The 14449-nt window shown below is 43.8% G+C and carries 10 protein-coding genes and 1 pseudogene; 4 read left to right on the top strand and 7 right to left on the bottom strand.

Features of this window, described 5'->3' with window-relative positions:
* Positions 1–540: 540 nt before the first annotated feature.
* From JCM15124_RS13300 to JCM15124_RS04985, 7 genes are all read right to left on the bottom strand, one after another.
* Entirely contained in the window at positions 541–3525 is a 2985-nt protein-coding gene (locus JCM15124_RS13300) for a choice-of-anchor J domain-containing protein (protein ID WP_232220088.1), read from the bottom strand.
* Positions 3526–3644: 119 nt separating this feature from the next.
* On the bottom strand, positions 3645–5297 hold the full coding sequence (locus JCM15124_RS05010; protein ID WP_232220087.1) for a hypothetical protein: 1653 nt from the start codon (positions 5295–5297) through the stop codon (positions 3645–3647).
* A gap of 994 nt (positions 5298–6291) precedes the next feature.
* Complete coding sequence (gene ppdK, locus JCM15124_RS05005; RefSeq protein WP_024998547.1) at positions 6292–9015, bottom strand: pyruvate, phosphate dikinase; 2724 nt, start codon at positions 9013–9015, stop codon at positions 6292–6294.
* A 165-nt stretch (positions 9016–9180) separates the two neighbouring features.
* The gene (locus JCM15124_RS05000) at positions 9181–10209 is read right to left on the bottom strand and encodes a carboxymuconolactone decarboxylase family protein (RefSeq protein WP_198019121.1); all 1029 of its coding nucleotides are present in this window, start codon (positions 10207–10209) and stop codon (positions 9181–9183) included.
* Between the two features lie 896 nt (positions 10210–11105).
* Positions 11106–11399: a hypothetical protein gene (locus JCM15124_RS04995; RefSeq protein ID WP_024998545.1), complete on the bottom strand. Its 294-nt coding sequence runs from the start codon at positions 11397–11399 to the stop codon at positions 11106–11108.
* A 7-nt stretch (positions 11400–11406) separates the two neighbouring features.
* Positions 11407–11760, bottom strand: coding sequence for a phage holin family protein (locus JCM15124_RS04990; RefSeq protein ID WP_024998544.1), 354 nt, complete (start codon positions 11758–11760; stop codon positions 11407–11409).
* A 9-nt stretch (positions 11761–11769) separates the two neighbouring features.
* Complete coding sequence (locus tag JCM15124_RS04985) at positions 11770–11985, bottom strand: YtxH domain-containing protein (RefSeq protein WP_024998543.1); 216 nt, start codon at positions 11983–11985, stop codon at positions 11770–11772.
* Positions 11986–12214: 229 nt separating this feature from the next.
* Between JCM15124_RS04985 and JCM15124_RS04980 the strand changes: the two genes are divergently transcribed.
* The 4 genes and pseudogenes from JCM15124_RS04980 to JCM15124_RS04965 all read left to right on the top strand — a co-directional run bounded on the left by JCM15124_RS04980 (position 12215) and on the right by JCM15124_RS04965 (position 14418).
* Positions 12215–12715, top strand: a complete 501-nt coding sequence (locus JCM15124_RS04980; RefSeq protein ID WP_024998542.1) for an SPOR domain-containing protein — start codon at positions 12215–12217, stop codon at positions 12713–12715.
* Complete coding sequence (gene ruvX / locus JCM15124_RS04975; protein ID WP_024998541.1) at positions 12715–13134, top strand: Holliday junction resolvase RuvX; 420 nt, start codon at positions 12715–12717, stop codon at positions 13132–13134. The genes JCM15124_RS04980 and ruvX overlap by 1 nt, the downstream gene beginning before the upstream one ends.
* A gap of 55 nt (positions 13135–13189) precedes the next feature.
* A pseudogene (gene def / locus JCM15124_RS13295) lies at positions 13190–13752 on the top strand (peptide deformylase).
* 3 nt (positions 13753–13755) lie between these two features.
* Positions 13756–14418, top strand: coding sequence for a tetratricopeptide repeat protein (locus JCM15124_RS04965; RefSeq protein WP_024998540.1), 663 nt, complete (start codon positions 13756–13758; stop codon positions 14416–14418).
* Positions 14419–14449: the final 31 nt, after the last annotated feature.

Here is a 14449-nt window from a genome sequence, read left to right as displayed (position 1 = left end):
GCGTCGTACCCCTATATTATATATGCCGTGTCGTTATATTATATGTGTCGTGTCTCTATATCATATATGCCCTGTCCCTATATTATGTATGCTGTGTCTCTATATTTATATATAAGGTGTAACGCACCAACTTTCCCTTTTGTTTTGTAAAGATAATTCTCTTAAAAACTGATAATTTCGATTTGGCGTTGCGAAACCGTAGGTTTTACAACGCAAAACCTACGGTTTAACCGTGCAAAACCTACGGTTTTGGAACGCCAAACAATAGGTTTTGCAAAACGTTGGTAGTAAGATAGTTACGCGATAGTTATGCTTATGAAAAATATTTACGTTTTTATAGGGTTCAATTTGCTGTAATAAGGCTGAAAAAAAGAATCGGTCTGATTATCCAATAAGAATAATCAGACCGATTGTTATTGATTTCCATATATTCCCTTCTGCGAGGAAATGGGAGTGAATTTATTTCCTTTTATCCGTAGACAGGGTAGGGAAATGACGAGTGTTATTTCACTACGACTTTATGTACCTTATTGCCTTGCTTTACAATATAGATACCGGCAGGAAGCGATGCCGTGCTGTTGCCAACGAGTACTCCCGATGTGTATATACGAAAACAGGGCTATTGGCAGTTGCGTCTGTATCAACGCCGTTGATATTCGACGGTACAGCAGAAGCAACGTTAGACGGACCGGACTTGCCAACATTATATAATGTAACGACATAATACTTGTCGTTCTCGGTGCCGTCGGGGTCGATGACAGTCGTTTCGTTCATATTTTTGCTGCTTACAATGAGCTTATCGCCACGATAAACATTGTAACCGAGAATTTGCAGTGGTGCGCTCTCGTAGGTAATGTCGTCGATAAGAAGGCTTGCGGGCTCATAGCCGGAAGATGTCTGCGGTGTTGTTGAGGTATGAACAATAGCGAAATATTTCGCACCTTCAGGTAGATTGACAGATACTTTCTTCCAGTTGATGTTGTCAGATGCACTTTCGTCGAGTATCTTCTTAAAGTTGTCAATATTCTTATCGCCCGTAGAGTAAGCCACATACAAGTCTTCCGGACCATAGTTGGCATAGTCGCACTGTGGTGCCTTGGTGTAGAAGGTGATGGTTTGTGCCTTGCCTGAAAGCTCGGGAGAAATAATCCAGTCGTTGTTGCCATTGGCAGCATCGCTCAAATTGCCAAAGCTCAACATAGCCTGATCGCTGTTATATCCGCCGAAACGCTGCTTGAAAAGCTTTGTGGTAGCATCGTCCATACCGTGGGTAGTGCCATCGCAGTTGAACACTGTGTAAGCATAAGGCATTCCGTTGCCCGGGAAAGAGATACCGCCGAACGTGTTGGTACGGCTTTTATCTGCATCATAGAGCGTCCATGGGTCAATTTCGTCAATGAGGAATGGTGCATAGTTCTCGAAACTTTCGGTGATGGTGCATTTTTCTACCGCAGGAGCAGTCCACTCAAGTTTCACTTTGCCACCGTCTTTGGCGGCTTTCAAGTCGTTGATGGCAGGGTATGGAGTGGTAACAATCTTGACGGTCTTCTTTTCCGAAGTATTGTTTCCCTGATTTTCATCGATACTCCAATCGGCTTCTCCCCATACTTGGAAATCGCTGTTTTCGAAAGGTGCAGTACAATTGAATGTGTATTCCTTGGTTTCGCCCGGAGCAATTGTTCCACTTTCGGTATCTATGGTAGTTCCATTGCTTGTATGAAGTTTAACTTGGAAACCTTCGGCATCTTTTAATCCTACGTTGTGAACGCGGATGGTTACTTCTGTCTTGTCTCCCGCCTGTGTATGAAGTGGCGCAGTAATGTTGGTGATGACATTGTAGTTGATGGCATCATTTACGTTCACATCGTCCACTACGATGTTCTCTCCGTCAGATATGGCGTGGATAAGAACGCGACCATAGCCGTGCTCTTTCTTGAAGTCGGCATCGGCGCAGTCTACGTTTATGGTACGCCAACCGGGGTTACCTGTCAGTGTAGCATAGTCTATTTCTGATGCAAGTTTCCTATGTTGTCCGTTCACATCAAGATATATTTGCAGCTTGCTCTTACTGCCCGGATAAGCATAGAACTGGAATGAAAGGCGAGGGTTGGTTGCCTTGCCCATATCCATCTTCGGTCCTACGATGGTTGCAGCATCGCCTCCCTTTTCCGGCGTGAAAAGTAATGAGCCTTCATCGTCATCGGCCGAGAAGTCGCGAGAAATCTTGAAGTGTCTCTTCGTGTCGTTGTAGCTGGCACTCCACGGTCCTTTTTCCCACGTTCCATAAGGCCACGATTCGTGGAATGGGAAGTCGTATGGCGTTCCAAAGAAGAATGGGTCGGCGAAACCTCCCGCACCGATGTGCTCCGTATCAGTGTATGCCACCACCTGATAGTACTTATAACCTTGTGCGCCGTTGAGCGGAATGTCCTTGATAGTAACCTCTGTAGTTGTGATATTCTCGGCAATGGGTTGCTCGTAGAATCCTTCGAAGATGCCATACCGAATGGTAGATGGGTTAATGTAACCTCCGCCGGCTCCTGTCGTAACAGGGTCCCACTTCAGAGTAATGGTTCCATCGAGATTGTCGTAAACGGTTACATTCTTTACTTGCCCCGGAACGGTCTCGCTGCCAACATATACCTTAGCTTCAGCCTTGGCACTCTTCAGGTCGCCTACGTATGTGTAAACCTCATAAGAATGTTCTCCCGAGGTTACGTTATTATCCGTCCATTCTATCTTTTGTCCGATAGCCGGGTTGTCTATCTTATGAACGGGCATTGCAGAGCCGTCGCGATAGATGGCTGCCGAAGTAAGCGATGTAAGATCACGTCCCATAATATCTTTTGTAGGAGTTGTAAATGTAACCTTCACAACCTGCTGTCCGTTCTGTCCAGCCTGCAATGTCAGGTCTGAAACGGCAACCGGCGTACCCGAGGTAGCAGCGGTTACATCGACTTTCACCGGACGCATGATGATGTAGCCCGAGTGATCGCTCACGGCGTGAAAGGCGATACGGTAGTCTCCGGTAGCCGTAGGAGTGAATGTAGTCTTCAGTGTGGTAGGCGTTCCGAAAGCTGTTCCGGAGATTGGAGTGGTAGCAATGATTTCACTATATGCCGTTGGGTCATCGCCTGTTCCGTAGGCTACGTTCATACGTTGCCCTGTACCTGAGATGCCGCCAATCACTGCACCGGTCTCGAGTGTGTATGTTTGACCTGCCGTGAGGTGCAGAGGTGGCGAAACGAGCCAGTCGTCAGCCTGTGCGGTAGCATTGGCTCCATTGTAGGCAGGTGCGCCTGCACCCATGTCTTCCCACGTGTTTCCATCGTTGTTTTTGTCCTCCACGGTCCATACTTTCTTTTTGAGTAGTGTGCCGGTACTTCCCCAATTCTCTTTGTATGGGTTCTCTTTTGTTACATTGTACGGAGTTCCCGTCGATGCAGTTTGTGCGTTACTTGTTAAGGGGAGCCCGGTTATAGCGAGTACTCCACCAAGAAACAAAGCATAAATTCTTTTTTTCATAGAAGATGTTTTTATGTTATTACTTTATCTTACAGTGTTTATAAATTTACAAGAACTTCATTTATAGCTTATAAGAACTTCTTGGATTTAAAAGGTTCACCTATCCTAAGAACTTTAAATTATTTGTTTACTCGCTTCTTTCCATTTTGGATAACGATTCCCTTGTAGCCTTGTTGTACACGCTGACCGGCAGTATTGTACATCGGATAATCCTTGCGGAGAGTAGGATTATTGCTGATATTGCCAATACCTGCGGTTACATCTCCCTGAACAACAGTGAGGGGCTTGTCGGAAACGAAGCCTTTTCCGTTAATCAAGATGTCGCATTTACGACCTTGAACATTTGATGGAAGAGCCTCGCAAGTAAATTTGATGACGGTCAGTCCGTAGTCCTTGTAACTCTCTTCATCTACGGTGTATCCCTTAATCCAGTTTGCCATTCCGGACAACGTGTACTGTTCTTGTTTCTTGTCATCGTACCACGTTCCATTAAGTTGCGCAACAGCACCGGGGAAAACCATACCCTGTGTACAGGTTGTCTGTCCCATTGTACCTTCATTGTTCATCTGCACGAGTCCATAGTTGAAAGAAGTGCTACTTCCTTCGTCCACATACGCATTGGCATAGTCGAACTTTGCCGAGAAAGTAACGCTTAGCGCGATATTGTTGTCAGCATAGATATTAGCTGTTTTCTTGTTGCCTTCTTTGGTCGTTATGAGGCAAAGAGCCGGATTTAACACCTTATTATAATAAGGGATTCCGGCACCTGACAAGCCCATATCAACGCCTGCTTGGTCGAATCCGCGCACAACAACGGCAAATTCCTTGTCAATGAGGAAGCCTTTGCCCTCCGGAGAGAATATAGCGGCGAACTTGTTGTAAGTCGTTCCATTATCATCTTTGATAGGGTCGTTTGTTTCAAGGTTGTCAGCCGTACATTTAAGTTCGGCAAGAATTTCGCTTCCGGGCTTCTTAAAACCTTGCGCATCGGTTTCCACATTGGTAATGAGCATCGTCAATTCTGTGCCTTTGGGCAGCGGTGTACTGCTCTTGGAGATGACAGGCAGGAAGACATTCTCTACCCACAGTGGAGCCATTGGCTTCTCAAGAACTTGCTGCACGCCGCGTGAAGTGTACTCTCCCTTAGATATTGTACCCGATCCGAAGAGATAACCATTGTCCATACCGCCAAGAAAATAACTGTTTACCTTGTCGTCAGTGAATTGTAAAGGACGGATATGACTTTCTTTGGCTGACAACGTTCCGCTCTTTAACTGTGGGTACCAATACATTACAGCAGGGAGGTCATAGTCGAGCGGTCCCCAATGAGGGTTCTCTTCCGAGAGCGTAAAACTGTCGGTGCCAAAAACGATGGTAGGCAGTGCATCGGCTCCGTTGAAGCGAGATGTCAGATAAAAGTTGCCATCGTTGTCGGTACTGAAAGATTTACCTGTTTGTCCCGTTCGGTCAAAAGAGGTACATTTGCCTTCCATATCGTAAATGTTTTGATGCCAAGAGAACTGCGTACCCGTTGGTACGACAGGTGCGAACTTTGTTTTGCTGTAGCCGGGTACGTAGAGATAACTCGTACCGATTGTCTTGCCGTTCTTGGGGGTGGCTTCGAACAGTGCACCTGCAGGCTTGAGATAATAGACTGTCTTTGGTGCTGCAGTTTTAGGCGATTGCTTTCCTACACAAACAGCCTTGTTTTGTGAAAATGCCGTTGTGGCAATCGCCATAACGAACATGCCTGAGAATAATTTTTTAATCATAGATTATAAATTTAAAAATTAAGTTAATATAGTATAAGGTTTAGGGAACCAATATCCATTTTCGCCTTTCAACAAGGCTTATAGCGTCGCAAATGATATTTGTGTTGTTAGGATTTACCGGGCAGTTCTCCTTAGGTTCATACCTTAAAACCCTTAAAATATGCATCACGGTTTGAGTTTTGGAACTATAAATGCATGGTATTCTGCTAAGTCTTGTTTTTGAATAGCAAGGTTACATATTATTTACAGTTACCTTTATTCCTTTTACTTTTATACTTTTTTTAATTATAATCGCAAAGATAAGAAAAAAAAAATGAAACTATAAAAGCATTTTTTTTAATTTTTGTAATTTTTTTGTCTTTGCGGGCAAAGTTTATTGTTTTATTGGTTGTAAAATAGCATTAGTTCGGCATAAGAAAACAGATTAAACAGGCGGTATCGCAGGTCTTTTTTTGCAAGCCTCTGATGAAATGGGGGGAGCTTTTCCGTTTTATTCTGTAAAGATAATTCCGTTAAAAAGTGATATAATCGGTTTGGCTTTGCGAAACCGTAGGTTTTACGATGCAAAACCTACGGTTTAACCGTGCAAAACCTACGGTTTTGGAACGCAAAACAATAGGTTTTGCAATGCGCTGATAGAGAGATAGTTGCGCAACAGCTATGCTTGCGAAAAATATTTACGTTTTTATTGCCTTTTTTCCGTTCTTTTCTCGTTCCTCAAAAAGTGCGTTTTCTCGCCATGGCCAATGCTTAAATAAATTTAGCATTGCTCATTTGGCTGAACGAAAACGTTCATGAATAACGTGAGTTGGGTGTAAGAATCGGATGAAGAAACTTCGCTTCTTTTTGTTTGTAAGCGTATAAAAACACAATTAAAGCATCTTGATAACTAAATAAACTCGCATCATTCTTATGTCGAACTCACGTTAAAACAAAAGAGAGTGTGTTATAAAAACACACCCTCTCCAATATTATTCCATTTTATTTATAAGGTCTACATTTCCTCAACAGCCGCCTGCGCCGCAGCCAATCTTGCAATTGGAACGCGGAAAGGAGAACAGCTTACATAGTTCAGACCTACACGGTGGCAGAACTTAACAGAGCTTGGTTCGCCTCCATGCTCACCGCAGATACCGCATTTAAGGTTCTTGCGGGTTTTGCGACCTTTCTCTACTGCCGTCTTAATAAGCTGTCCGACACCTTCTTGGTCGAGAACTTGGAATGGGTCTACGTCCAAAATCTTCTTTTCAAGATAGCTTGGCAAGAAGCTTGCGATGTCGTCGCGGCTGTAACCGAAAGTCATTTGGGTCAAGTCGTTCGTACCGAAGCTGAAATATTCTGCCTTGTTAGCGATTAAGTCAGCTGTAAGTGCTGCACGCGGAATTTCTATCATAGTACCCACTTTGAACGGCACTTCAACGCCTTCTGCCTTGAAAATCTTATTAGCAGTCTTACGAATGATTGCTTCCTGATTGTCCAACTCGTGCACGATACCTACGAGTGGCACCATAATTTCGGGCATCGGATTGAAGCCTTCTTTCTTTAGCTGAACTGCTGCCCCAAGGATAGCGCGAGTCTGCATCGCTGTAATTTCGGGGAAAGTATTGCCAAGACGGCAACCGCGAAGACCCAACATTGGGTTGTGTTCCGACAAAGAGTTCACACGATTGCGGATAAACTGCACACTAACACCCATTTCTTTTGCCATGGCTTCCTGTCCTTCGTCATCGTGTGGCACAAACTCGTGCAACGGTGGGTCGAGTAATCGAATGTTCACCGGCATACCGTCCATACATTTCAAGATACCATAGAAGTCTTGTTTTTGGTATGGCAACAACTTTTCAAGTGCTTTCTCTCTGCCTTCAACCGTATCCGCGAGAATCATTTCGCGCATGGCTTTAATCTTCAGGTCTTCAAAGAACATGTGCTCCGTACGGCAAAGACCGATACCAACAGCACCAAATGTACGTGCAACTTCGGCATCGTGTGGGGTATCTGCGTTTGTACGGACACGCAACTTTGTATATTTGTCGCAGAGCGTCATAAGTTGAGCAAAGTCGCCCGTAACTTTGGCAGCCTTTGTCTTAACTTCTCCATAGTAGACCTCGCCTGTTGAGCCATTCAAAGACAAGTAGTCGCCTTCGTGTAATACCGTTCCGTCGATTTCTACAGTGCGTTTTTTATAGTTTACAACAACGCCGCCGGCTCCACTGACGCAGCATTTACCCATACCGCGGGCTACAACGGCAGCGTGAGAAGTCATACCGCCACGGGCTGTAAGAATGCCTTCAGCGGCTGTCATGCCCGCCAAATCTTCCGGAGAAGTCTCGATACGCACCATTATAACCTTGTGTCCGTCTTCGTGCCACTTTGCTGCATCGTCGGCAAAGAATACGATTTGTCCGGTTGCGGCACCGGGAGAGGCGGGCAAACCACGTGTAAGCACTTTGGCTTGTGCCAATGCTTCCTTATCGAATACAGGGTGAAGCAGTTCGTCGAGTTTGTTTGGTTCGCATCGCAGAATAGCTGTCTTCTCGTCGATTTGCCCTTCCTTGAGCAAGTCCATTGCAATCTTGACCATTGCCGTGCCTGTGCGCTTGCCGTTACGAGTCTGCAAAAACCACAGCTTACCGTCTTGTACGGTGAACTCCATGTCCTGCATATCGTGGTAATGCTTCTCCAATTTATCTTGAATAGCGTTGAGTTGCGCATATATTTCGGGCATCGTCTCTTCCATTGAAGGGAACTTTGTGCGACGGATTTCTTCGTCTACGCCTTGCTGACTTGCCCATTTGCGTGAACCTTCCAAGGTAATTTGCTGTGGAGTACGGATACCTGCAACAACGTCTTCGCCTTGTGCGTTTACCAAATATTCGCCATTGAAAACATTTTCGCCATTACCTGCATCGCGAGAGAAGCATACACCTGTTGCAGAAGTGTCGCCCATGTTTCCGAATACCATTGCCTGAACGGTAACGGCTGTACCCCATTCTTGTGGAATACCTTCCATCTTGCGATAAAGAATGGCACGTTCGTTCATCCACGATGTGAACACGGCGCAGATAGCACCCCATAGTTGTTCCATCGGATCGGCAGGGAAATCCTTTCCGGTTTGGCTTTTGATAGCTTTCTTAAACTCTGTAACAAGTTCCTTTAAGTCGGAAACGTTCATCTCGTTGTCCAACTTAATGCCGCGTTTTGCCTTTACTTTCTGGATAATAGCTTCGAATGGGTCAATGTCTTCCTTGTTTTCAGGTTTCATACCCAATACTACATCGCCATACATCTGTACGAAACGGCGGTAGCTGTCGTATGCAAAACGCTCGTTGCCGGTCTTCTTTGCCAGACCTTCAACCACCTCGTCGTTCAATCCAAGGTTCAAGATGGTGTCCATCATACCCGGCATTGAGGCGCGTGCTCCTGAACGTACACTTACCAACAAAGGGTTTGACGGGTCGCCAAACTTTGAGTTCATCAAGTCTTCAATGTGCTTAACGCTTTTTGTTACCTCTGAAGTTAAAACCTTGACAACAGTCTCTTTACCTCTTTCAAAGTATTCGTTACAAACGTCGGTTGTGATTGTGAACCCCGGGGGTACAGGCACTCCGATTAAATTCATTTCTGCAAGATTGGCACCCTTGCCACCTAACAAATTCCTCATACCAGCTTTGCCTTCAGCTTTTCCGTTGCCGAAGGTATAAACTCTTTTCTCAGTCATAATAATATATAAATATTTAAATCTTTTTTCGTCAGTGCAAATATAGCAATAATTTAGTAAATAAGCAAACTTTTAGAAAGGAAAGCACATTATAAACTTTACATTTGTTTTTTATCTCTTGTATTTATCAATTCTAAATGTTATTTCTTGATAATATCGTATCTTTTATTTCAGTGCGTTATACTGTTCGTCCGAAACAGGTTCCAACCATTCGTTGCTCACTTTCTCGCCGTTTTTTGCCGTTACAACGTGTGTTGCAAGGTGCTGAAACCATGAGTCTTTCTGTGCACCATGCCAATGTTTTACTCCGGCAGGAATGTCTATGACGGTGCCGGGAAGCATTGGAACAGCTTCTTTGCCCCATTCCTGATACCAGCCTTTACCGGAAACGCAGATGAGTATCTGGTGTGCTCCGTGGTGTATGTGCCAGTTGTTCCGACACCCCGGCTCGAAACTGACATTACTTATTGGCATAACGGTTTCTTCATCTTGGGCAAGATTGGCGGGTTTGATGGGGTTGAGATAACTCTCGCCCACGAAATACTTTGCGTAATTCACGTTAGGTGCGCCTTTGTCGAAATCGCTTTTCAACGTGTATCCTTCCTTGTCGAGCCAAGCACACAGCTCGTCTACCTGCGCTTGCGTATTCCCCATGTTCACAGCCCCTCTCTTGTGAGCAGCAAGTTGTGGCTCAACGCCATTCATACCGCATAACGCTGCTAAGGTAACAATTTCACGGTCGGCCGGCGAAAGCTGGTTTCCGGCAAAGATGTCGCCAAAGAGATGAGCTTTCAGATAGTAGTCGTTTTGTGGAGAGAAGGTATAGTTGAAAGGACGTCCGGAAACTTTCGTCTGTACTTCTGTTCCTTTCTTGAGTGCTTCTTCTGCGTTGTCCCACATTTCGGGGCGTTCAAAAGCCTTCCCTTCCTGCCATTCCGGTTTAGGTGTTTCGAGCACCTTGCCCAACACTCCCAACGCATTCAGCGAGCGTGGAAAGCCCGTATAGGCATAAAGCTGCGAAAAAGCTTCTTTGAGTTCGTTGATACTGACTCCTTTGTCGAGGGCATTCTTCACTTCTTTTTCAAGGCGCACAAGGTCGCCTTTTGCTTCGAGGCATGCACAAGCGGCAAGTGACTTCTGTCTTTCGTTTAAATTCTGTGCCATAGTCATTGTTGTTGTTAAAGCTATTGCCATAATTAAAAGTATTCTTTTCATATTGCTGTTGTATTTTAATGTGAAGTATGCGTTCTTATGAAGTTCTTCCGATGTCATACCATTCTGTATCTGAAGAAGCAGTTGAACAGTATATTTATTTTTCTTATATTGTTGTTTTCAATTATGTTTTGGGGCTTTTTATCTCTGAATATCGTCTCCCGTCTTTACGATGAGGGCAAGAATATTTGCTGCCCGGCTTGCAAATTCATGTGTCAAGGGTAGGAAAGACGTTGTCTTCTCTGTAAGTTTCTATATCTACTCTTGTTGATTAGCGACTTTTCTGTTACAAAGATACGGATTTTTCTTTAAAGTTCTATGCTAAAAAAGGTTATAAGGAGTGAAAAGCATCTTATTATCTTGTTTTACGTATTTTATGCGAACAATCGGCTGCCACTTTACGAGCGGACTTCGATGATATTGACTTCTATCGCACCACGAGGTATCTGTCCGGTATGTTATTTCTGCTATATACCTTTATTTAATGGAAGAAAAGAAGCCCATAAAATTGTAAATATTATTCATAAGAATATCTATTGTGTAACTATTTTGTTATCAACGCATTATAAAACCTATTGTTTCGCATTCCAAAACCGTAGGTTTTGCACGGTAAAAGCGTAGGTTTTACAACGCAAAACCTACGGTTTAGCAACGTCAAAGCGAAATTATCATTTTCTTTCCGAATTATCTTTACAGATTTGGAGATATTTTCAGCAATCGTCTTGGGTAAGAAAAAGGAAACCAACTGCGCTGATAAGCATTGGCAGCCTTGCTTTTTAAGTTCTTCAAAAGCATAAATGCCGAACTGTTATTGCAACAATTCGGCATTCGTAGTTAGTCTTTTTAAATCGTTGAGGAATATGTTTAGGTGTATTCTCCTACCTCTTTCCTCTTTTCTTTCCGAAGAAACCAAACAGGCTCGGCTTGCCACTGATGCGTCGGTAGAGTTTCCAACCCAATATAACTGCGTCGGCAACACCTACGCCGGTAGCCATTAAGCCCGAAAGTCTTTTCGTTGGAGCAGACGACTTCTGCGGCTTATGGAACATACCGTCCCATAAAGTGGAAATCTGTTTGCTCTCTTTTGTAATGTCGGTAAGCAACTGTGCCTTCCGCAAACGAATTTCGTTCAAAGTCCTGTATGCAGGTTCGTTGTTTGAATTGTTATGCATAGGGCAGTTATTTTGACATTAACAGATGTGCCAGAAACTTAACAAGCGGTCGCTGGATAAGCCGATGGCGGAATGAAACAATCAAGATGAGCAGTAGCAGATACACTCCTCCCACTATGAGGAAGGCGCAAGCTAACGAGCCTACCAATGGTTGCAGCGCATAAGCAGCAGCGAACGAGAAGTAGATTGCAGTTAATGACAGCAAGCCAACTATCGCTGTTAAAATGGCAATGGCTGTGAACAAGCGCACCACCTTTTCTATTACATCGAGCTTTACATATTCTGTTTGAAGCCCTATGTAACGTTTCAGTCGCTCTATGAGCTGCGCAAGCGTCTCTACATTATTATCGTTCGAGAACATACTTATGGTTTAGAGTGCGTCAGATGCAGCGTCCTTAATGTCTTCTACAAATTCTTCTGCTTCTTTCCGGCTAAGTTTAATATCGTGTTTCTTGCAGAAGTCGTCTACCGCATCAGAGATTTTCGTACGTGTGTCGGCACCTTTTTCAGGAGCCATCAATATTCCCAATGCTGCACCTGCAATTGCGCCTCCGAGAAATGCGCCAATATAACCTAATGTTTTCATAATTTTTCAATGTTTATAGTTGAACATATATTATTATCAAAGGCAAATATAACATTTTTTTTTACTTATAGCGGATATTGATACTTATTTTGTGTTAATTTTTTTGTAAATGATTTATTTAACAAACTTTAGTTGGAAGAATAAGTTTAGTTTGCTGCTAAATTCGTAATTTCGCACAGTTTATTTTTTGAAATCAAAAAGAATATTGTCAAACAAAAACGGAAAGAATATGAAAAAATTGATGATTTTTGGCGCAGCTGTCTGTGTTGCGATGGCTTTTACGGGTTGTAAATCAAGCGAAAGTGCATACAAGAAGGCTTACGAGAAAGCCAAGGCACAAGAGCGCACAGGCTATACAACCGACGAAACTGCAAATGGGTCATCAGATGTACCTACGGTTGCTCCGGTTGAAACACAGCCTGCAATCGACACAAGTGTTGAAGACAACTACGACAACGAAGCGGTTCGTCAGGAGAATGTATCGGTTGTAAATGGTGCAGGTTTGAAATCTTACAGCGTAGTTGTTGGCTCGTTCGGTGTCAGGGCTAACGCTTACAACTTCCAAGAGCGTTTGAAGAATACAGGTTACGATGCACAGGTAGCTTTCAACAGTGGCAACAATATGTACCGCGTTGTGGCAGCTACCTTCGACAGCAAGGCTTCAGCTGTTCAGAGCCGTAACCGTTTGCGCTCTCAATATCCTGACGCTTGGTTGCTTTATGCAAGGTAATGAGCAGGATTTTATCTGTTGATTACGGAAAGAAAAGAACAGGTTTAGCAGTTACCGACCCATTGCAGATTATTGCAAATGGATTGGTAACTGTTGCTACATCTAAACTGTTCGATTTCCTAAAAGATTATATAAGCAAAGAGGAAGTTGAACTTATAGTCGTCGGTCGTCCGTTGCAACTGAACGGAAAACCGAGCGAAAACTTGGCAAGAGTAGAGCAGTTTGTTAATCGTTGGAGGAAAGCAATGCCCGCTATTCCGATAGAATATTACGACGAACGCTTTACTTCGGTACTTGCCCAGCAAGCTATTATAGCCGGAGGAGTGAAGAAAAAGACACGCAGAGAGGATAAAGGACTTGTAGACGAAGTGTCTGCTACCATTATTTTGCAAGACTATATGCGGTCGAAAGGTTTATGATTAGGTATTGATATTGATTTCGACCATACCTGATATATAATAGAAGAACTTAAAAATGATATTACCAATATATACTTTAGGACAGCCGGTGCTTCGTAAAGTGGCTGAAGATATACCTTTGGATTACCCCGATTTGCAGCAGCTGATAGCCGATATGTTTGAAACATGTGCTGCCAGCGATGGCATTGGATTGGCTGCTCCTCAGATAGGCAAAGCCATTCGTGTTGTAGTAATCGATTTAGATGTTATCTCAGAGCATTTTCCCGAGTACAAAGGCTTCCGCCATGCTTTCATAAACGGACATATATTAGAATTCGACGATACGGAAACCGAAACGATGGAAGAGGGCTGTCTGTCGTTGCCGGGAATACATGAGAACGTTACTCGTGCCACTCGCATTCATGTGAAATATCTGGACGAAGAACTCAAAGAGCACGACGAATGGTCGATGGTTATTTGGCGCGGGTCATTCAGCACGAGTTTGACCATATAGAAGGTAAACTATTTACCGACCGTATTTCGCCTTTCCGCAAGAAAATGATAGCCAAGAAGATGAAAGCCTTGGCATCCGGGGATTTTAATTGTCATTATAAGGTGAAATCGGCTAACCGAAAATAATAAATGTTTCGGTGCTTCGTAATATCCGTTTTGGCTTTGTTTGCGTTGCCTTCCTTTGCTCAATACAATATTAAACGATTGATGGAGGAGGGGAGACGCTCGCTTGACAGTGGGTATTACATTGCTTCCATGGAAATATTTCGGCGCATCGTGGCTCTGAAACCAAATCTTTACGAGGCTTGGTATTTAATGGCACTGTCCAAATACCACCTTGAAGACTATAAAGGAGCCGACGACGATTGTCGGAAAGCACTGCAACTGCAACCTTATATAGCCGATATTTACGACCTTTACGGCATGGTCTGTATCCGCGAAGAAAAATACGATAGTGCCATTGTTGCCTATACAAAGGCATTGGAAATCGACCGCGACAACCAAGAGTTTTGGTTTAATCGGGCATACAGCTTGTATATGACAGGCAACAACAAAGAAGCCACATCGCAATTGGCATTTATTCTTAAGCGGTGGCCGCAGTTTTCTGCGGCAAAAACCCTGCTCGATGAAGTGAAAAGCGGGCGCAAGCCAACTAAGAAATCCATTCAACGTCCGAAGAACGATAATCTGAAGCTCCATTCATTGAATAAAGGCTCGTGGCTAATGCAGCGTGTGCAGGAAGAAAACGAAGAGAAACAAAAGCAGAAAGAAATAAAGATGAAACTTAATTAATGGTTTCATCTTTTTGCATTTTAATGTTATT

Source organism: Prevotella falsenii DSM 22864 = JCM 15124, from assembly GCF_000613945.1.
GTDB classification, from domain to species: domain Bacteria; phylum Bacteroidota; class Bacteroidia; order Bacteroidales; family Bacteroidaceae; genus Prevotella; species Prevotella falsenii.
This window is presented reverse-complemented; position numbering and strand designations above follow the sequence as displayed.